This window comes from Paenimyroides aestuarii (assembly GCF_024628805.1).
Classification (GTDB): domain Bacteria; phylum Bacteroidota; class Bacteroidia; order Flavobacteriales; family Flavobacteriaceae; genus Flavobacterium; species Flavobacterium aestuarii_A.
Window position 1 is genome coordinate 793,096 of the sequence record NZ_CP102382.1, and the last position, 20,451, is coordinate 813,546.

A 20,451-nucleotide genomic window follows, 5' to 3' on the forward strand; every position below is an offset into this window, starting at 1 on the left:
AGCTGTATCAGGTATTAAAATTTAAATCACTAATTTTGCTAAAAATTTTCGCATCATGAGTTTTATCAGAATCACTAAACAATTTACTTTTGAAACCGGTCATGCACTTTATGGTTACGACGGGAAATGCAGAAATGTTCACGGACACAGCTACAAACTGTCGGTTACCGTTATTGGGCAACCTATTACCGATAAAAACCATGTGAAATACGGAATGGTAATCGATTTTACCGATTTAAAAGCTATTGTTAAAGAAGAAGTGGTAGATCAGTTTGATCATGCAACGGTTTTTAACCAAAACACACCTCATGTGGAACTGGCGAAAGAATTGGAACAGCGCGGCCATCATGTGATTTTGGTAGATTACCAACCTACAAGCGAAAATTTAGTGATTGATTTTGCAGAACGTATCAAAAACCGTTTGCCCGAAAATATTAAGTTATTCTCTTTGCGTTTACAAGAAACCGAAAGTTCGTATGCCGAATGGTTTGCTTCTGACAATTCGTAAACATGATTACACTCGAAATTCCTAAAGATAAAAAAGTATATTTTACGTCTGATCATCATTTCGGAGCGCCCACTCGTGAAAAAAGCCTTCCGCGCGAAGCCTTGTTTTTAAAGTGGTTAAACGCTATCGAGAAAGATGCAGGTGCATTGTTTATCGTGGGCGATTTGTTCGATTTTTGGTTTGAATATAAAAAGGTAGTTCCCAAAGGATTCGTACGAATTTTAGGAAAATTGGCACAGATGCGCGACAGCGGTTTGCCCATTTATTTTTTTGTAGGAAACCATGATTTATGGATGGAAGACTATTTTGAAGAAGAACTGGATATTCCTGTTTTTCATGAACCTAAAGTGTTTAAAATATTCAACAAAACTGTTTTTATTGGTCATGGCGATGGTTTGGGTCCGGGTGATAAAGGTTACAAACGCATGAAAAAAGTGTTTACCAACCGGTTTTCAAAATGGTTGTTTCGTTGGTTGCATCCTGATGTTGGAGTGCGTTTGGCGGAATATCTATCGGTGAAAAACAAACTGATTTCAGGGGATGACGATGCTAAATATTTAGGCGAAGATAACGAATGGCTCATTTTATACGCCAACAAAAAGGTGAACGAACAATTTGCCGATTACTTTATTTTTGGTCACCGCCATTTACCCATGACACTTCCCTTGAAAAACAATCCAAATGCCTTATACATCAATTTAGGCGATTGGATTCAGTACTTTACTTTTGGTGTTTTAACCGCTTCAGGTTTTGAACTGCGTGCCTTTTCGAAGGAGGATCTTTCGGAAGTTTTCGTTCCAAAATCCAATCATGATGCTTAAAATGGCTCCATTTTACGGTTGTTAAATCAACAGTAGGATCAATCAATCGGCTACTTGGGTGCATATTGATACTTACATTGCTTCGTTCGGCATACACGGCCACATCTTTTCCTTGTTCTTTAAAATGCTCTTTAATTTTCTGTGCCATTTGCCAGATCACATCGGGTGCATTTAAACGCGAACGCTGTTTTTGGTTCAATAATTCTGTGTTGCTAAACGCTAAGCGTTCATTGTTTTTTTTATCGATTACTTTAAAGTATGTTTCTCCTGTTCGCGATCTTAACATCATGCGCCAGCTTAATCGATGTGCTTCTTCGGTCCACAATACATCGTCTTTAAAAAACCAGTGCCGAATGGGCAATAAAATCTGAATGATTAAATACGGAACGAAAAAGTATTTAAAAATAGTGCTGTAATCGGCAGTTGTTTCTTCGCTGTAATCTTCTTTTGGTCTTTTTCTAAAAAAGAAATTCCGAATTTGATGAGGCGGAAAAAAGAACACACAAAAGCTCAATGCAAAATACGGAAACACGCCAATTTGTAAGGTTATTGAATTGAATATGTGAAATATCAGCGATGCGATAATTGCAAACCAACGGGTACGTTTCCAAAGCAATGCCGGTACAATCAATCCGTCAAAAGCAATACCCATATAGGCGATAAAAAGCTGAAATTCGGTTTTTTTGAATAAAATTTGCACGGTTTCGGGCACATTGTTCATTCCAGAAAACATATTGCGCGTTACCGTTCCATCTAACCAATCTGGGTAAAACTTAGCAATGGTGGCATAGAAATACACACAACTTACTTGGATGATAAAAACCAATCGAATCCACTGGGGCATGTAGTTCTTTTTTATAGATGGATTTTGTTTCGCATCGATAGAAGCATTGGCGTTTGCAGGTAAAAAACACATAATTAAACCAATTAGCCACATTAAATAATAGTGATTGTTGTAAGATGTTTTTTGTCCGAAATAAGCCAAACTCCACAAAATCGTCAGTGCTATAACAGAAAATCGGTATTTGTAACCCAGCATCACTCCTACTGAGGCCACTGCCATTAAACCAAAAACTACATACATGGTTTCGTTTTGCAAATGCAGCAACCATTCAAAGCCAATAAATGTGAAATTAGTAGTGGTATCAACAAAATTGCGATCAACCCATTTCAATGCTAAGGCGCCAACAGCTTCAGCCAGAAAAATGATTCCGAAAAAAATCCGGAAAACTACCAACGATGAATTATCTATTTTTTGAAATGCTTTTTTCCACATAATTATTCCATTGTTGAAAGGAAGTTTCTAGAAAAAATCTCGTCGTTTTTTAATGCTTCTATCAATACATCAACCGAAGAAAAATGGATTTCTTCTCGAATTTTAGTTAAAAAACGTACGGTTATTTCCTCTTCATAAATCATATCATTAAAATCAAAAATATACACTTCGATTGTTTTCTCAATTCCGCCCACTGTGGGGTTTGTGCCTATACTTAACATTCCGAAATAATCTTTACCTTTAACAGTAACGCCCACCACATAAACGCCAATTGCGGGAATGAGTTTGTAATCTTCAGCAATCTGTATATTAGCTGTGGGATAGCCAATGGTTCTTCCCAATTGCTTGCCCGAAACCACTTTGCCCGAAAGCATATACGGATAGCCCAAATAGTTTTTTGCCAAAGCAACATCGCCCACTTTTAGTGCATTGCGAATTTTGGTGGAACTTATGGAAACATCGTTTAACTCTTCGGCAGAAATTTGTTCCACATCAAAATGGTATTTTTTTCCAAATTCTATTAAATCGTGAATATTGGCAGAACGGTTTTTTCCAAAACGGTGGTCGTATCCAATAATGATTTTTCCGATATTGAACTGATCTACCAAAATGGTTTTCACAAATTCTTCGGCCGATAAATTGGCAAAATCTTGGGTAAATTCTTGTACCACCAAATAATCAATTCCAAAATGATCAATCAGTTTGATGCGTTCCTCAATGGTATTCAACAACGATATTTGGTGATCGGTTTTTAAAACCATTCGCGGATGTGGAAAAAATGTAAGCACCAAAGTTTGGTAACCATTTGCTTTTTTTTGCAATTTTAATTTGTTCAAAATAGCCTGATGCCCAATGTGCATACCATCAAAAGTACCAAGCGTTACAATGGTTTTTTGGGAAGATTTAAAAGATTGTGCCGAATGAAAAACATTCATTTTATCGAATTTTTCTTCAAAGTTATTAATAAAATACATAAAGTAGCGAATTATGGTTCTTAATGTAGGTTAATAATTTTGAAAATTGAACAGCCTCGAATATGTTTGCTACAAATAAAGTTACTATTTTTGAAAAGATTATATTTCTACCGCATGAAATTTTACAACAAAATGATTTGTTTCGTGGTGCTTTTATGTACCGGAAACCTATTTGCCCAGTTTAATGCATTTTCAAATGCTTCAGAGCGCAATTTTTCGGAAAAAGAAAAATTTGTGAGAAAACACATTCCACATACTTTTGAAATTTATCAATTGGATGTAAAAAATTTGTTTGAACGCGTGAAAGACGCGCCGCCCTTGTCTAATGAACCTTCTCCATTAGTATTGGCATTTCCCGATGGCAATGGGAATTTTTCTAATTATTGGGTTTACGACAATCCAGCAATGGAATCAGAATTGGCATCAACCGTGAAAAACATTCGAAGTTTAAAAGCAGTTGATATAAAAAACCCAGGAAACAGTATTAGTATTAGTATTTCGGACATATTTGGATTACATGGTATGGGAATGAAAACCGATGGATCTGTTTTTTATATTGATAATTATACCACCGATTTAAACAACGTTATTGCTTATCAAAGAAACAACTTAGAATTACCAAAAAGCAATTTTTCATGTCTGGTGACTGGAGATCATTTTGACGATGCCATTACTTCGTTAGAAAATCCTATTCAATCTTTCAGCTTAGATAACAAACGAAGAACCTACCGATTGGCTTTAGCATGTACGATAGAATATGCAGCTTTTCACATTAACAATGCTCCTGCTGGCACACCCAACACAACGGTAGATCAAAAGAAAAATATCGTGTTGGCAGCCATGAATGTTTCATTAACCCGTTTAAATCAAATTTTTGAGAGAGAGCTCAACGTGCACCTAAATCTTATTGCCAATAATAAAGATATTATTTTTATCACATCTGATAACTTCTCGAATAATGATGCCGATTTTTTAATTGATGAAAGCCAAACGGTTATAGATAATGTAATTGGCTCATCAAATTACGATATAGGGCACACTTTTAGTACGGGTCAAGGTGGATTGGCAGCACTAGGTTCGGTATGTAGTTCATGGAGCAAAGCATCCGGAATCACAGGATCTTCCGCACCAGTGGGCGATGCCTATGATGTAGATTATGTTGCCCATGAAATGGGACATCAATTTGGTGCAAACCATACCTTTAATAACTCTTGCCAATTTAACAGAAACAACTCTACAGCCGTAGAAACAGGGAGCGGAAGCACCATTATGTCATATGCAGGTATTTGCCCACCCGACATGCAAAGCAACGTTGATGCTTATTATCATTATGTAAGTATTCGCGAAATGCAAACTTTTTTACTTTCTGCTACGTGTGCGCAGCAAACCACTGTTGCAAATGCAGCGCCGGTTGTAACGCCATTAACCCCCAAAACCATTCCTTATGGAACACCTTTTATATTGAGTGTAACAGCTACCGATGCCGACGGCGATGCTCTAACCTATGCATTTGAACAAAACAATCCACAAATAACTTCGCAACCACCTAGTGCAACCACGACTATCGGTCCCGCATTTAGGTCTGTGCCACCTACTGCGAATAATTACCGCTCGTTTCCTAATTTAGGAACTGTTTTAGCTGGTACTACCAATACAAATGGTGTGGTAAGTAATGATTGGGAACGTTTATCAATGGTTGCAAGAACATACAGTTTTGTGGCAACCGTTCGTGATAATAATGCAAACGGTGCACGAGTGGTGTACACCCAACCCGCAACAATCACAGTTGCCAATACTGGACCTTTTGTAATAACAGCACCAAACAACAACCCAAACACTACCGAACCAGTATGGTTTATGGGTTCTACCAAAACAATTACTTGGAATGTGGCAGGTACCACTGCAAATAATATAAATACTACCAATGTAAACATTTTAGTATCAACAGATGCAGGACTAACGTTTACGCCTATTGCTTCCAACGTACCCAATAACGGGTCTGCAACAGTTACTATACCAACCAATTTAACCAGCACGTATGAGGCGCGAATAAAAATTGAAGCAGTTGGAAACATTTTCTATACCGTTTCTAAAAAGTTCACTTTGTGGGATCCAAATTTAAGCACTGAAGAATTGGCTTTAAACGATTTGAAAATCTATCCTAATCCTACTACAAGTGTTTTAAATGTTGCCTTTTCTACGAAAGATACCGGAACCGTTACATTTAATATTTTTGATTTAAACGGAAGATTAATTAAAACGGTTTTTCACCAAAATTCTAGTATAATTGACCAGCAGATAAATGTTGCTGATTTAACCACAGGCACATACATTTTGGTTATTAAAACGGATAAACACACTACTACACATAAATTCATTAAGAAGTAGCTATAATATCATTTGTATTAGAAAAGGCTTGGTTTTTAATATCCAAGCCTTTTCTAATTTATCTCATCTGAAAGGTAATTTGACCATTCCATTTTTTTTCTACTATTATGCTTCTTTTAAAGAATCGAATTCAAATAGTTTTGAACCAAAATTAAATCATCAGAATTAAAATCGATGTTTTTTTGTTTAATAAATTTTTTGATTTCTTTGGCATGAGCAGGAAACATTTTTTCTATGTCTTTACTCTTCTGAACAGCAGTTATAGTATTTTCATGTTCTATAAAATACAAAGGTTTTTGCCATTTATATTCTGGTAATTTTTGTTCTTGATAACTATTTAAAGCTTCTTGATAAGCAATATAGGTTACAATTTCTTCTTTAAATAATTTTACAGCACTGCTAGAATTGCCCACAGCCAGCAAATAGGTTGGTTTTTGTTCTTTTTTTTCTACAATATTCTTCAAAACATATTTTCTACCATCTTTAAACTGTATTTCTTTATTTTTTTCCTTTGCTATAATAATTGTTTCCGTTGCAGATTTTTTATATTCAAAATAGCCGGTATAATTATTATATCTTAAATCAAAAAATTGAGAGCCATTATTTACAGTTGCTTCACTGAACGATTCGTTTACATATTCAGAGCCTGTAGTTTTGATTTTTTCAGGCATAGACATATTCACTAGATTCGATGGCAAACCAGATGCGTCTTGAAAGGAATGATCCGTTTCGACTAATACATATTGCTGCATTGCTTGCGATTTTGCACTTTCAGTAAGTGAAAACAGCAATATCATAAAAAAAGTTGCTTTAAATTTCATAACAAGGTTAATTTATTGATTAGTAATGAAATAAATATACGATTTTTTATTAATTTTTCATGTTAAAAATTGTTTTATTAAAAAATGAAACCGTAAAAATCTACCAAAAAAATAAACTATATTTGCACATTATAGCCTTTGGAAACTGCGTGAGGGATAGAAGCGGAAAGCCCGCAAGAATGAGGACTTGAAGCATATAGCCCGACGAAGGAGGAACGACGAACGGCACGCCCAAAGAAAAATTATTTTTAGACATTTTACACCAATGAAAAATATTAGAAACTTTTGTATTATCGCCCATATTGACCACGGTAAAAGTACCTTGGCAGACCGCTTGTTAGGCGCCACACAAACGGTGACGGCTCGTGAAGAAAAAGCGCAATTGCTTGATAATATGGACCTTGAAAGAGAACGTGGTATTACGATTAAAAGTCATGCCATTCAAATGGAATATAAATACAAAGGCGAAGATTATATCTTGAATTTGATTGATACTCCGGGACACGTAGATTTTTCATACGAGGTTTCTCGATCAATTGCTGCCTGCGAAGGTGCATTGTTGATTGTTGATGCAGCGCAAAGTATTCAGGCACAGACTATTTCAAATCTTTATTTGGCATTAGAGAACGATTTAGAGATTATTCCTGTGTTGAATAAGGTTGATTTACCATCTGCAAACCCTGAAGAAGTAAGTGATGATATTATTGATTTATTGGGTTGTAAATTAGAAGATATTATTCATGCATCGGGTAAAACTGGGTTTGGTGTTGAAAATATTTTGGCAGCTATTATCGAGAAAATTCCGGCACCAAAAGGAAATCCAGACGAACCTTTACAGGCGTTGATTTTTGATTCGCATTACAATCCGTTCCGTGGAATTGAAGTTATTTTCCGTGTTTTGAATGGAGAAATTAAAAAGAATCAAAAGATCAAATTCATGGCTACGGGCAATGAATATTATGCCGATGAAGTGGGTACGTTGAAATTAAACCAAGTGCCAAAGCAGAAAATTTCTGCAGGCGATGTTGGTTATTTGATTTCGGGAATTAAAGAAGCAAAAGAAGTAAAAGTAGGTGACACCATTACTGATGCGGTAAACCCTACCAAAAATATGATTACCGGTTTTGAAGACGTGAAACCGATGGTTTTTGCTGGAATTTATCCTGTTGATACAGAAGATTACGAAGATTTGCGTGCTTCGATGGAAAAATTGCAATTAAATGATGCTTCGTTGGTTTTTCAGGCAGAAAGTTCGGCGGCTTTAGGTTTTGGTTTCCGTTGTGGATTCTTGGGAATGTTGCACATGGAAATTATTCAGGAACGCTTAGAGCGTGAGTTTAACATGACGGTGATTACAACCGTTCCCAATGTTTCGTATTTTGCATACACCAAAAAAGAACCTGATACTCCGTTTGTGGTTAATAACCCGTCTGATTTACCAGAACCATCGAAATTAGACCGTGTTGAAGAGCCTTTTATTAAAGCCACAATCATCACCAAATCTGATTTTGTGGGACAAGTAATGAGTTTGTGTATTGAAAAACGCGGATTAATAACCAACCAAACTTATTTAACAGAAAGCCGAGTTGAATTGAATTTTGATATGCCTTTGGCAGAGATTGTATTTGATTTTTACGATCGATTAAAAACGGTTTCAAAAGGATATGCTTCGTTTGATTACCACCCAATTGGTATGCGCTCTTCTAAATTAGTACGCTTGGATGTGTTGTTAAACGGCCAAAATGTGGATGCGCTTTCGGCTTTAATTCACGAAGACAACGCCTATCATATTGGAAAAAAAATGTGCGAAAAATTACGCGAATTAATCCCTCGTCAACAGTTCGACATTCCTATTCAGGCTGCAATTGGTGCAAAAATTATTGCACGTGAAACCATTAAAGCGTTGCGAAAAGATGTTACTGCAAAATGTTATGGTGGTGATATTTCCCGTAAGCGAAAATTGTTAGAAAAACAAAAAGCAGGTAAAAAACGTATGCGCCAAGTGGGTAACGTAGAAATACCACAATCGGCATTTATGGCTGTTTTAAAACTGAATGATTAGTATTGGTTGTGAGTTTTTAGATTAAAATTCAAACAGCTATAAAAAACCGTCTCAAGACTTAGTTTTGAGACGGTTTTTTCTTAATTATTCCCTAGGTAACTCGCGCAGATTTTTAATAAAGACACCATTTTCAAAAAAGAATAAATTCCCTATTGTTTTATCTTTTGCATATCTGTCTAAACCTTGTAATTCATTTTCAAAATAAGAAACATAGCTTCTAAAGCGAGATTCTTTAAAGTAATGACTATCTATAACATATAATTGCGAATCATATATTTCTTGCAAAGTATAATCTAAATTGGCATAACTTACCATTACCAGAAAAAGTTTGTAATTGTTTTTTTGGGCCCAATTCTCATAAACATATAAAGGTTTACAAAACTCAGACGAGCAACCACTTGCAAATGTATAAACCAATGCTTTAGGATATTTTTTTATTTCAGTGCGTAATTCAACCGGATTAATAACAAAAATGCGGTTTTTATCTACAGGTTGGTTGGGTTTAAAAGAAACAATCATTGGCTTTGTGTTGTTCTTTTAAATTATTATAATCGTCTGAAAAGCCGTTTACGATAATCAATCCGCATGAATTCAGAACGAATAAAAAAGGCAATAAATGAAAAAATCTCTTCATATAACTGTTTGATTGTTTCCTCAAATATACAAAAATGACTTTTTCAATAAACCCGAAAAAAAAACACCTTATTGCAAGGTGTTTATTTTTTGTATCATGGGGTCTTGTTGTAAAATCCAGTGGTAATATGCATTATCGTCGTATAATTGGTACACGTATTCGGCAACCAAGTAAAACATGATATTGTTTTTGTGACGGTCTAAGTTAAATGTAAGTCCGCTTGTTTTTAAATGTGCTTTTAGCTCATTAAAATATTTTGGGTTGTTGTAGATACGCTCTGCTAACTGTTTGGGCGATAGTTTTTCCAAAACGGCACGTTCTTTTTCGATTTGCTCAAAAACATAGTAGCTTACCAACGATGTTTTCATTAAAAGCTGTATAGCGTCTTCCCCGTGTTTGTTTTTTAACGGCACAAAAACATCTGGAACAATACCACCACCGCCAAAAACAACTCTGCCTTTTATTGTTTTAAATTTAAGGCTGTCTGCTAAATGAATACTGTCTTTAGAATACAACTCACCTGATTTGAAACGGTTACTTAGATCGCTATTGTATTCATCTAGTCCATCGTTGTAGGGTTTTTGAATCGATCTACCTGAAGGCGTGTAATAACGTGCTGTGGTCAACCGAACGGCAGATCCGTCGCCTAAATACATTTCGCGTTGCACCAAACCTTTTCCATAAGAACGTCGGCCAACGATTGTTCCCCGGTCGTTATCTTGAATGGCTCCGGCAATAATCTCGCTTGCAGATGCCGAATTTTCATTGATGAGAACATATAGTTTTTTATTAGGAAACAGCCCTTTGTTCGATGCTTTGGTGATTTTTACGTTACCTTTTTTGTTTACTGTTTTCACAATGATTTCGTTTCCGTCTAAGAAATCATCAGCAATTTGGATAGCCGGTTCCATATACCCGCCGCCGTTTTCGCGCAGGTCTAGCACCAACTCATTAATCCCTTGGTTCAACAATGATTGCAAGCCGTTTTTAAATTCGGAATAGGTGGTTTCTGAAAATCGGTTTATTTTGATATAACCTGTTTCGCTATCAATTTTTATAGCAGTATCCACGCTTTTTAGAGGCACTTCTCCTCGTGCAATTTCAACATCAAAGGTTTTATTGGTAGATTTTCTATAAACTTTTAAAAGTGCTTTTGTGCCGGCATTTCCTTTTAAGAGGTTTACGATAGAATCGTTGGAAAGACCTTGATTGAACAATTGTACCTTTTCGGCATATAGAATTCGGTCGCCCGGTTTTAGTCCTGCTTTGTCTGAAGGACCGCCTGGCAAAGGTTTTACAACCGCTAAAGTATCGTTTAAAATATGGTAATTAATTCCTATACCTACAAAGGAACCTTTCATCACGTTTTGAACCTCATCAAATTCTGATTTTGAAATATAGGTAGAGTGTGGATCTAGTTGCGAAAGGATATTGTTAACCGTCATATCGATAATGGAATCGGTATCTACGTTGTCCACATATTCCTGCTCAATCAAGTCGATAAGTTTGTTCAGCTTCACGCGCCCTTTTTCTTCTTTAACAGAAAAGGGGGCACCGTTTTTAGCAAAAAATCCGCCTAAAACAATACCGGCTGCCAAGGAACCCATTGTTATTAAAGGCCATAAATAATTTTTCTTACTCATACAACAAAGAGCTTAAATCTTCTATCTGAACCACTTCCACTCCAGCTCTCTTTAAAAAATCGATACCAGCTAAATCTTTATAACTATTTTGATAAACCACACGCACAATACCTGCTTGGTGAATTAACTTGCTACAGTCTTTGCAAGGACTCATTGTAATGTAAAGTGTTGCATTATCGCACGATTGCGTAGATTTGGCAACTTTTAGAATGGCGTTGGCTTCTGCGTGTAGCACATACCATTTGGTTGTTCCTTCTTCGTCTTCACAACAGTTCTCAAAACCCGATGGCGTACCGTTATATCCGTCGGATATAATCATTTTATCTTTAACGATAATGGCACCCACTTTTTTTCGCTGACAATAAGATAACTGCCCCCACTCTTTTGCAATTTTTAAGTAGGCTTTGTCATACTTATTAAGCTTTGTTTGGTTTTTCATATATTGAAAAAAGGAACTATTTTGTTTTTTTTAACAGAAATTGGTAGTGCAAAATTACATAAAAAAAACAATTCTAAAAATTTAAACGAAAGATATATTTGGGTATTTAAAATATTTTTATAGTAAGATAAATGTATTAAAATTATGATAAATGTAAGAAAATAATTGCATATTTTTTATTTAATAGTTAAATTTAATAGGTAATTTTAAAATAAAAATATATGTCGTATCAGGATATTTATGATAGCGGATTAAAAGAAAGAAATAAAGGTCATTTTGCATCGATTGTACGCATTGCTTTTAGCGATGGAAAATACACGGAAACAGAACGCCAATTCATTGAAGCATTGGCAAGTAAACTGGATATTACAGAAGAAGATTTTAAATCGATTTTAGAAGATCCAACAAAATATCCCGTAAATCCTCCTTATTTACAGGAACGACGCATTGAGCGCTTGTTTGATCTGGCGCATATTGTGTTTATTAACCATATTTTGGGTCCTGAACAGAAAGCCATTTTGCAAAAATTTGCATCGGCTTTGGGATTTGTAGGCGATATTCGGGCTATTACCAATAAAGCGCTTAGTTTGTTGGTAATGGAATATAGTTTAGAGGATTTTAAGTTGGAAATGGATCTTTACATTAAAACAATAAGTGAAAGAGGCTGTCCAAAAAGGATAGCCTCTTTTTTATACTACTAACTTTTCAACATCATCAATAAAGTTAATTTTTTGCTTTTCTTGAAATAAAGACCGCTGATAGCATCTAAATTCGACAAAAATGACAAGTTTAGAACCAAAAATACGGCGTTTGAATACCGTTTTTCTTCCCTCAACTGCTACTGCCACCATTTTTCTAAAATTATGCCCAAGAGCCATCAGTAGAAATTCTAATTCTACTTTTTCTAATCCTTTGAATGTAAATCTGTTAAATTTATTATTGCTTTTGAGTTGACCAAAGACAGCTTCTACTTCTATCGGGCGTTTGCTTCGGTGTTGTAAACCTTCTTGGCTGGTTAATAATGTTTTAGCCTTGTGTTTTAATTCATTTAATCGGTGATTGACTTCTATTTTTCGGTTGCCTTTTGCATTGAAACATTCCCCTCGAAGCGGACAATTGTTGCAGTTTTTAGCTTGATAATAAGACACTTGCGATTCGTGTCCGTTGCTCGATATTCGTTTGCCTTTGCCTATATTTTCCATTCGTTGACCCATCGGACAAACGTAAAAATCTTGTTCTTGGTTATAGAATAAATTCTGAACCAAAAACGGATTGTTTTCCATCTTCTTTTTCTGTTCTGCATGAAAATAATTATACTTCACATACGCTGTAACGTTTTTATTTTCAAGCATTTCGTAATTCTCCTCACTTCCGTATCCCGCATCGGCAACCACTTCTTTGCTTTGTTTTTTGTAAGCATTTTCAAAACCATCGAGATGCGATTCCAAAGTCGTGGTATCCCCCGGTTTTTGATGGATGGAAACGTGGGTAATAAACTGGTTTTCAGTTGAAATCTGCGTATTATAGGCAGGTTTAAGTTGTCCGTTTTTCATGTGATCTTCCTTCATCCGCATAAAAGTAGCATCGGGGTCGGTTTTGCTGTACGAATTCCTATCGCCTAAAGTTTCTAGGTCTTTTTCGTATTTTTCTAATTTTGGAAGATGCTCATCCTGAAGTTTTTGTAGCTCTTTTGCCTGTTTTTTGGTAGGTTCTTTTAGTTTTTTGTTCAATTCAGATAACTTCTCTTTTAGTTCTTCGGAATTGATTTTTTTGGGCAGTTCTTCCTTGTTAAGTTCTTGATTATCTGATTGAATACTGTTTTCAATATCTGAAAGAATCGTATTGATTTTAACTTCTAATTTTTCTTTGTACTTTTCCACAGAACCCCGCCAAACGAAGGTGTATTTATTGGATTTTGCCTCTATTTTTGTGCCGTCAATATACTGAACATCAAGGCTGATGTAGCCCAATTCTACCAGCATTTTCACCACTTCGGCAAACAAATCTTTGATTTTCTCCTTCAAAATTTTCCCTCTAAATTCGTTGATGGTTCTAAAATTTGGCGTAGAATTTCCCGAAATGTACATAAAATGAATGTTTTCGGTAAGGGCTTTGGCGATTTTTCTACACGAATAAACGTTGGACAAATAGCTGTAAAACAACACTTTAATCATCATTCTCGGATGATATGCAGAGCAACCTCCGCCTAAGTAAAGATTTGTAATATCGCTGATATCCAATTGATTAACTACCGAATCCACCAACCGAACGGGGTGGTCTTCTGGAATCAAATCAAAAATATTGATAGGGAAAAGTTCTGGAGAGTTGCCTGTTTGATTTTTAAATGTTACCTTAGCCATAGTTGGGTTTTTTGTTCAACTCTAAAATACGAATTTTTTAGAGAAAACACAACAAAAAAAGGGCTGCCCAAACTTTTTGGACAGCTTCTTTTTTATCCTTTTTTATTCTAAGAAAAACACAATGGTACTCACCACTCTTGCTTTTTGCATATAAGGTTCTTTGGGGCTTTCCGAAGGTTCAGCGCCTTCGCCATCGTAATATCTATAATTACCCACAATAGAAATTTGTCCTTGTGAGGCCGTTTTTATTTTTCCCAATTGCGCCTGCGAGTCGTTTGCAAATTGCTCCCCTGCAATCCGGGCGTTTTTTGTACTTTCTGCTATTAACTTTGGCTTTATCGTGTTTAGTTCGGGAAAGGTGTATGCAACATATATTTTTGATGTTAGATCTTTACTAATTAAATCAAGCTCTATTTTCGATGCTTTACTTTCCAGTTCTTCTACTTCATTAGATTTTATTGAAAGGCTTTGTGCGGCTGTGTATCGATCAATTTTAATTTGAACTTCTTTGCCATCACGCCATTCGCTGGAATAGTATGTTTGGCGATCGGTAACATTCAAATTGTTCACTTTTATTGCATCTTTTGCATATCCAATACTTTCCAAATAAGTTATAACGTTGTTCTTTTTAACCTCTGTTTGGTTGATAACGCCTTTTAAATCATCGCCCGAAAACGAAAAACTTAGTGTAACCCAAGCAGAAGTGGCTTTCATTTCCATTTCTGCGAGTCCTTTTACGGCTACAACGCGGTCTTTGTCGCTAAATGTTTTAAGTCCTTTAAATATAAAAAAGCCTAACAAAAAAAGACCTATTATAATGGACACGCTTAGAATTACTGCTTTTGATATACTTTTGTTTTCCATGATTTTCCTGATTAATCTTCTTGCTAATTTAAAAAAAATAGCCTGAATTTCTTCAGACTATTTAATATTTTACAAATAACTTTCTAATTTATCAACCATATTTTTACTTCCGCAGAAAATTGGCACGCGTTGATGCAATTCGGTGGGTTCAATTTCTAAAATTCGTTGGTGCCCGTCGGTTGCTTTTCCGCCCGCTTGTTCAATAATCATGGCAAAAGGATTACATTCATACAATAAACGCAATTTTCCGTTGGGTTTTGATGTGGTTCCGGGATACATATAAATACCTCCTTTTAAGATATTTCTGTGCACATCAGCTACCAAACTGCCAATGTATCTACCGCTGTATGGTTTTTTGTTGGAATCATCCTTACAAAAAGAAATATAATCTTTTACCCCTTGCTGAAACTGATTGAAATTTCCTTCGTTAACAGAAAATATAGAACCGTTAGCACTTATTTTCATATCGGGATGCGATAAAAAGAACGTTCCCAAAGATGGATCTAACGTAAACCCATTTACACCATTGCCGGTTGTGTAAACCAACATGGTACTAGAACCATAAATCACATAACCCGCTGCCACTTGGTGAATTCCTTTTTGAAGAAAATCGGCCTGGGTAACCGGTGTTCCTGGTTCTGAAATACGACGATACACAGAAAAAATAGTTCCAACAGAAACATTCACATCTATATTTGATGAACCATCTAAAGGATCCATCAGCAACACATATTTATTATTGTTGTTGCCATCGGCTCCGCAAACGGTAATAAAATCATCGTTTTCTTCCGATGCAATTCCGCAAACAATTTCGCGGTTAATAAGCGTTTGGATAAACACTTCGTTGGCAAAAACATCTAACTTTTGTTGCTGTTCGCCTTGAATGTTTTCGCTTCCGAAAGCTCCGGTAATATCTACCAAACCTGCTTGGTTTACTTTTTGCGCCACAATCTTCGATGCCAAACGAATAGAGTTCATTAACCGAGATAATTCACCCGAAGAATACGCAAAATCCTGCTGCTTCTTTATTATAAATTCACCTAAAGTAGTATATCTTTCTTCCATTTTTTATTGTAAAACTGGTACAAATATCGGTAAAATGTAAATATAAACCCATTTCTTTTAAGTTTTTTGCAATGTAGTTATTGTTCAATGAAAACGGTTCATTATTTTTGCCGCAAACAAACAAAACAATTCTATTTTTTTATGAACCTAATTTACTAATAAGCAAAATGAAAGTATTCAAATTTGGTGGTGCGTCTATCAAAGATCCGCAAGCAATTCGCAACGTGTTACATGTATTAAAAACCGTTGGTTTCAACAATAGTTTAATCATTGCATCGGCAATGGGCAAAACCACAAACGCCTTGGAAGATGTGGTGAACGCTTATTTTAAGAAACCCGAAGAGCTAAAAAACGCCCTACAAATTGTTTCTGATTACCATTTAGAAATTCTGAATGAATTGTTTGAAAATAAAAGCCATTTGGTTTTTGACAAAGTACGTGTTTTATTCGTAGAAATGGAATTTTTCCTTTCTACCAACAAATCGCCCAATTACAATTTTGTGTACGATCAAATTGTTTCGTATGGCGAAATTATTTCTACTACCATTTTAAGTTATTTTTTTAACGATCAAAGCATTGAAAACATTTGGATTGATGCCCGTAATTTGATTAAAACCGACACCACATACCGCGATGGTTTGGTAGATTGGAAAGCAACCGAACAAAATATCACCAATCAATTACAAGGCAAAAAACTCTATGTAACCCAAGGTTTTATAGGGTCTGATCCCAATCACTTTTCGGTTACTTTAGGCAGAGAAGGATCTGATTATTCGGCTGCGATCTTTGCTTATTGTTTGAATGCCGAAAGCGTAACCATTTGGAAAGATGTGCCGGGTGTTTTAAATGCCGATCCAAGATATTTTGAAGACACTGTTTTATTGAACCAAATTTCGTATCACGAAGCCATTGAATTGGCTTTTTACGGAGCATCGGTCATTCACCCAAAAACCTTACAACCTTTACAAAGAAAAGAAATCCCCTTGTTTGTTAAATCGTTTGTAAACCCAACCTTGCCGGGAACATCGGTTTCTAAAGGTGCCGATTTAGAACCTCACACTGCCTGTTTTATTGTAAAGAAAAACCAATTACTTATTTCTATTGCTTCAAAAGATTTTTCGTTTATTATGGAACACCAAGTAAGCGATATTTTTAAATTGTTTGCCGATCAACACATAAAAGTAAATGTTATACAAAATGCGGCAATTAGTTTCACGGTTTGCGTGGAAGATAAATTTGGCAACTTTGAACACATTCTAGAAGATTTAGACAACAATTTCAAGATTACATACAACGAAAATGTATCGCTTTATACCATTCGACATTTCACGCCCGAAGCTGCTGAAAAAGTAATTGCAAACAAAGCAGTGCTTTTGCAGCAAATTAATCGCGAAACCATGCAAATTGTTATAAAAGAGTAATTTTTACCACAGATACACAGATTAGTATCATGAATATTCACTTTAAGACAAGGAATTTATACCCTGACGAACTACGAATATTAAACACCTTGAAATTGCAGAAAGAAAAAGAAAAAAGCAGTAAAATTAAACTCCATCATTTTGTTGCAGCTACAATTTTGGGAACAGTTTTAATATATATTTCTTTTAAAGTTACTGATAGTTTTTGGCTTTTCCTTTCAGGAACAACTGCCGTTTTACTATTTGCATTTGTCTTTTTTGCACCATATGAAATCTACAAAAAAAGAAAAAAATGTAAGTCATTTTTAGAACAACTAAATACAATTATAGTCAAAGGAACGGTTGACACTTGTCTAATTACTGCTAAAAAAATTGCAATAGCACCAGAGTATGATGACGAGAGTGACTTATACATTATTGAAATTAATCAAAACGAAGTTTTATACTTATGGGATACTGAATACAACCTAAATAAAAAATTTCCTTCCTCAAAATTTGAAATATATAGTGAGGTCTTTTTCAACCTTACGAATAGACAAATTTATCAATTAAGTGAAAAAATTCAGCCAATGCAAATCGACAAAAAAGCAAAGTGGAATTTCATAAAACAAAATGGTGCTCCAAAACATTTAGAAATAGAAAAAATAAACTTCGACAAACTATTTGAAAAATACAACAATTGTATGTAACAGAAGAATTTAAAACAAAGAGTTTTTACCCTCTTAAATAAGATACACTATAAAAATTAAATCTATTAAAGCTACTACTTTTAGTAGTTTTTTTAGTTTTAACAAAATTTTGGCACGCAATTTGGGTTGACCCTAACAAATCATAAAACAACAAAATAGTATGAAAAGAATTATTTACCTTTTAGCCCTAATCTCAACAAGTGCTTTTGCCCAAGAACAACAAAAAGATGTGGTAACCATCTCTGCAAACTACAACTTTTCCGAACCTACACAATACGGTGTTAGCATAGAATTCACAAAAGAAGCTAAAAAAGACGAACGCTTAACATCGCGCTTGTTGAATGTTAGTTACGGACAAGTGGAATACGACAACAATTATTTAAAAAGCACTGGAGAAGGGTTTGTGGTTGAATTGGGTAGCCGCACCTATTTCAAAAAAGGAGTTCGAGAAGGTTTCTATGCAGAAAACTTTATTACACACGGACAAATCAAATTCGACGAAATGATCAATGGAGAAAATTTTGAAGGAAAGTACAGTTTCTGGAGTATTTTTAACCCCAATCTTGGATACAAAATACATCTTAGTAAAAATTTAAGTATCGACCCATCGGTTGGTTTCAATTGGAAATGGGAAGTGCGTGGCAAAGGTGGCATCGATAACCGCCATTTTGATAACTTCGTATTTAAAGCTGGTGTGAAGTTGGGCTACACGTTTTAAGGGTTACTTTAAAAACCTAAAAAAGTCTGTATTATTTAAATGATGCAGACTTTTTTGTTTAAAAGCAGTTTACTTATTTTGAGAAATAGATTACAAAAAGCCTTTCAATTACCTACAAATCAATCAATTCAAATATTTTTTAAAATTTAAAACCTTTTTTAGTTTCAAAATCAGATTATTTTTAGTTTTATTTAAGAAAAAGTTGCTGCTTTTTCTTTATCTTAAAAAAAAATTTTGAAAAAAATGCAAATTAACAAAGTTGAACTACGAAATTTAGAAATTGAAGATTATATCGGATTAAAGAACTCAATGCTGCAAGCATACGAAGAAGGTGTTGATGATCCGTATTGGAAAAAAGAAGAAATTCGACGATTATTAAAGATTTTTCCTGAAGGGCAAATCGTTATTGTAGTAGATGATGTTGTTGTGGGTGCTGCTTTGTCACTAATTGTTGATGAAAGTGTTGCTCTTTCAAACCATAAATACAACGATATTATAACCGATGGAAAGTTTAACACACACAATCCTGACGGGGAAGTTTTGTATGGAATAGACGTGTTCATTCACCCCAATTACCGTGGTTTGCGACTAGGAAGACGTTTGTATGATGGACGAAAAGAATTGTGCGAACAGCTCAATTTAAAATCGATTATTTTTGCCGGTCGCATTCCAAATTACCATAATTATTCCAAAGATTTAACTCCAAAGCAATATCTTGAAAAAGTAAAAACAAAGGAAATTCATGATCCTGTTATTTCGTTTCAGGTTAATAACGATTTCCACATTAAAAGATTGCTTCGCAACTATTTAGAAGGCGATCGCGATTCGCGTGATTATGCCGTTTTGCTGGAGTGGAACAATATTTCATACGATAAATCACCTGTATTAATCAATACCAAAAAAAGCGTGGTTCGCTTAGGTTTAATACAATGGCAAATGCGGCCTTTGAACAATTTAGAGGAATTTTTTGATCAGGCAGAATTTTTCATCGATGCCGTTTCGGGTTATGAAAGTGATTTTGCAACATTCCCTGAATTGTTTGTGGCACCCCTTATGGCCGATTACAACCATTTATCTGAATCGGAAGCCATACGTGAACTAGCAAAATATACCGATACCATTCAAAAACGTTTTCAAGAACTCGCCATTCAATACAATATCAATATCATCACAGGAAGTATGCCGTATTTAGATGAAAATGTACTTTATAATGTAGGCTTTTTATGCAAACGCGATGGATCTTCCGAAATGTACCGAAAAATACATATCACACCAAACGAACGACTGTATTGGGGAATGCAGGGCGGCGATGTGATACAAACGTTTGATACCGATTGCGGAAAAATAGGTATTATTATCTGTTATGATGTAGAGTTTCCGGAACTTTCCAGACTAATGAGCGATGATGGTATGGAAATTCTTTTTGTTCCCTATTTAACCGATACGCAAAACGGATACACCCGCGTGCGTAGTTGTGCCCAAGCTCGTGCTATTGAAAACGAGTGTTATGTGGCTATTACCGGTTGTGTAGGAAACCTTCCAAAAGTAAATAATATGGATATTCAATACGGGCAAGCAGCCGTTTTCACTCCATCTGATTTTGCTTTTCCAAATAATGGTGTCAAAGCCGAAGCTACACCAAATACCGAAATGACGTTGATTGTTGATGTGGAATTAAACGCTTTAAAAGAACTACACGAATTGGGAAGTGTGCGTATTAAAAAGGATCGAAGATTGGATTTATATAAACTAAGAAAATTAAAATAAA

The 20,451-nt window shown here is 35.2% G+C and carries 19 protein-coding genes; 9 read left to right on the forward strand and 10 right to left on the reverse strand.

What is annotated here, in order from left to right; genetic code table 11:
• Positions 1 to 55: 55 nt before the first annotated feature.
• Both NPX36_RS03890 and NPX36_RS03895 read left to right on the forward strand, forming a co-directional pair.
• Positions 56 to 508: a 6-pyruvoyl trahydropterin synthase family protein gene (locus NPX36_RS03890; RefSeq protein ID WP_257500102.1), complete on the forward strand. Its 453-nt coding sequence runs from the start codon at positions 56 to 58 to the stop codon at positions 506 to 508.
• 2 nt (positions 509 to 510) lie between these two features.
• Entirely contained in the window at positions 511 to 1,329 is an 819-nt protein-coding gene (locus NPX36_RS03895; RefSeq protein ID WP_257500103.1) for a UDP-2,3-diacylglucosamine diphosphatase, read from the forward strand.
• Here NPX36_RS03895 and NPX36_RS03900 read toward each other — a convergent pair.
• Complete coding sequence (locus NPX36_RS03900) at positions 1,229 to 2,605, reverse strand: HTTM domain-containing protein (RefSeq protein WP_257500104.1); 1,377 nt, start codon at positions 2,603 to 2,605, stop codon at positions 1,229 to 1,231. The two genes, NPX36_RS03895 and NPX36_RS03900, sit on opposite strands and share 101 nt — an antisense overlap.
• Before the next feature lie 2 nt (positions 2,606 to 2,607).
• Entirely contained in the window at positions 2,608 to 3,540 is a 933-nt protein-coding gene (locus NPX36_RS03905; protein WP_257500105.1) for a bifunctional riboflavin kinase/FAD synthetase, read from the reverse strand.
• 129 nt (positions 3,541 to 3,669) lie between these two features.
• Between NPX36_RS03905 and NPX36_RS03910 the strand changes: the two genes are divergently transcribed.
• Positions 3,670 to 5,967, forward strand: coding sequence for a zinc-dependent metalloprotease (locus NPX36_RS03910; RefSeq protein ID WP_257500106.1), 2,298 nt, complete (start codon positions 3,670 to 3,672; stop codon positions 5,965 to 5,967).
• 116 nt (positions 5,968 to 6,083) lie between these two features.
• On the opposite strand, the gene NPX36_RS03915 is transcribed toward NPX36_RS03910, so the two are convergent.
• Positions 6,084 to 6,788 (reverse strand): hypothetical protein, encoded by a 705-nt coding sequence (locus NPX36_RS03915; RefSeq protein WP_257500107.1) that lies wholly within the window; start codon positions 6,786 to 6,788, stop codon positions 6,084 to 6,086.
• 265 nt (positions 6,789 to 7,053) lie between these two features.
• On the opposite strand from NPX36_RS03915, the gene lepA reads away from it, so the two are divergent.
• Complete coding sequence (gene lepA / locus NPX36_RS03920; protein ID WP_257500108.1) at positions 7,054 to 8,850, forward strand: translation elongation factor 4; 1,797 nt, start codon at positions 7,054 to 7,056, stop codon at positions 8,848 to 8,850.
• Between the two features lie 84 nt (positions 8,851 to 8,934).
• On the opposite strand, the gene NPX36_RS03925 is transcribed toward lepA, so the two are convergent.
• From NPX36_RS03925 to NPX36_RS03940, 4 genes are all read right to left on the reverse strand, one after another.
• Positions 8,935 to 9,369 (reverse strand): hypothetical protein, encoded by a 435-nt coding sequence (locus NPX36_RS03925; protein ID WP_257500109.1) that lies wholly within the window; start codon positions 9,367 to 9,369, stop codon positions 8,935 to 8,937.
• Positions 9,353 to 9,484 (reverse strand): hypothetical protein, encoded by a 132-nt coding sequence (locus tag NPX36_RS03930; RefSeq protein ID WP_257500110.1) that lies wholly within the window; start codon positions 9,482 to 9,484, stop codon positions 9,353 to 9,355. Before NPX36_RS03930 ends, NPX36_RS03925 begins: the two co-directional genes overlap by 17 nt.
• A gap of 68 nt (positions 9,485 to 9,552) precedes the next feature.
• Positions 9,553 to 11,127 (reverse strand): S41 family peptidase, encoded by a 1,575-nt coding sequence (locus NPX36_RS03935; protein ID WP_257500111.1) that lies wholly within the window; start codon positions 11,125 to 11,127, stop codon positions 9,553 to 9,555.
• The gene (locus NPX36_RS03940) at positions 11,120 to 11,566 is read right to left on the reverse strand and encodes a deoxycytidylate deaminase (RefSeq protein WP_257500112.1); all 447 of its coding nucleotides are present in this window, start codon (positions 11,564 to 11,566) and stop codon (positions 11,120 to 11,122) included. The genes NPX36_RS03935 and NPX36_RS03940 overlap by 8 nt, the downstream gene beginning before the upstream one ends.
• A gap of 221 nt (positions 11,567 to 11,787) precedes the next feature.
• Here NPX36_RS03940 and NPX36_RS03945 point away from each other — a divergent pair, with 221 nt between their 5' ends.
• Complete coding sequence (locus tag NPX36_RS03945; RefSeq protein WP_257500113.1) at positions 11,788 to 12,267, forward strand: tellurite resistance TerB family protein; 480 nt, start codon at positions 11,788 to 11,790, stop codon at positions 12,265 to 12,267.
• Here NPX36_RS03945 and NPX36_RS03950 read toward each other — a convergent pair.
• The 3 genes from NPX36_RS03950 to fbp all read right to left on the reverse strand — a co-directional run bounded on the left by NPX36_RS03950 (position 12,256) and on the right by fbp (position 15,855).
• Positions 12,256 to 13,926: an IS1182 family transposase gene (locus NPX36_RS03950; protein WP_257500114.1), complete on the reverse strand. Its 1,671-nt coding sequence runs from the start codon at positions 13,924 to 13,926 to the stop codon at positions 12,256 to 12,258. The genes NPX36_RS03945 and NPX36_RS03950 overlap by 12 nt on opposite strands.
• A 102-nt stretch (positions 13,927 to 14,028) precedes the next feature.
• Positions 14,029 to 14,790, reverse strand: coding sequence for an SIMPL domain-containing protein (locus NPX36_RS03955; protein ID WP_257500115.1), 762 nt, complete (start codon positions 14,788 to 14,790; stop codon positions 14,029 to 14,031).
• A gap of 69 nt (positions 14,791 to 14,859) precedes the next feature.
• The gene (gene fbp / locus NPX36_RS03960; RefSeq protein WP_257500116.1) at positions 14,860 to 15,855 is read right to left on the reverse strand and encodes a class 1 fructose-bisphosphatase; all 996 of its coding nucleotides are present in this window, start codon (positions 15,853 to 15,855) and stop codon (positions 14,860 to 14,862) included.
• 167 nt (positions 15,856 to 16,022) lie between these two features.
• On the opposite strand from fbp, the gene NPX36_RS03965 reads away from it, so the two are divergent.
• The 4 genes from NPX36_RS03965 to NPX36_RS03980 all read left to right on the forward strand — a co-directional run bounded on the left by NPX36_RS03965 (position 16,023) and on the right by NPX36_RS03980 (position 20,450).
• The gene (locus NPX36_RS03965; protein ID WP_257500117.1) at positions 16,023 to 17,276 is read left to right on the forward strand and encodes an aspartate kinase; all 1,254 of its coding nucleotides are present in this window, start codon (positions 16,023 to 16,025) and stop codon (positions 17,274 to 17,276) included.
• Positions 17,277 to 17,371: 95 nt separating this feature from the next.
• Entirely contained in the window at positions 17,372 to 17,965 is a 594-nt protein-coding gene (locus NPX36_RS03970; protein ID WP_257500118.1) for a hypothetical protein, read from the forward strand.
• A 160-nt stretch (positions 17,966 to 18,125) separates the two neighbouring features.
• Positions 18,126 to 18,683, forward strand: a complete 558-nt coding sequence (locus tag NPX36_RS03975; protein WP_257500119.1) for an autotransporter outer membrane beta-barrel domain-containing protein — start codon at positions 18,126 to 18,128, stop codon at positions 18,681 to 18,683.
• A 243-nt stretch (positions 18,684 to 18,926) separates the two neighbouring features.
• Positions 18,927 to 20,450 (forward strand): carbon-nitrogen hydrolase family protein, encoded by a 1,524-nt coding sequence (locus tag NPX36_RS03980; RefSeq protein WP_257500120.1) that lies wholly within the window; start codon positions 18,927 to 18,929, stop codon positions 20,448 to 20,450.
• Position 20,451: the final 1 nt, after the last annotated feature.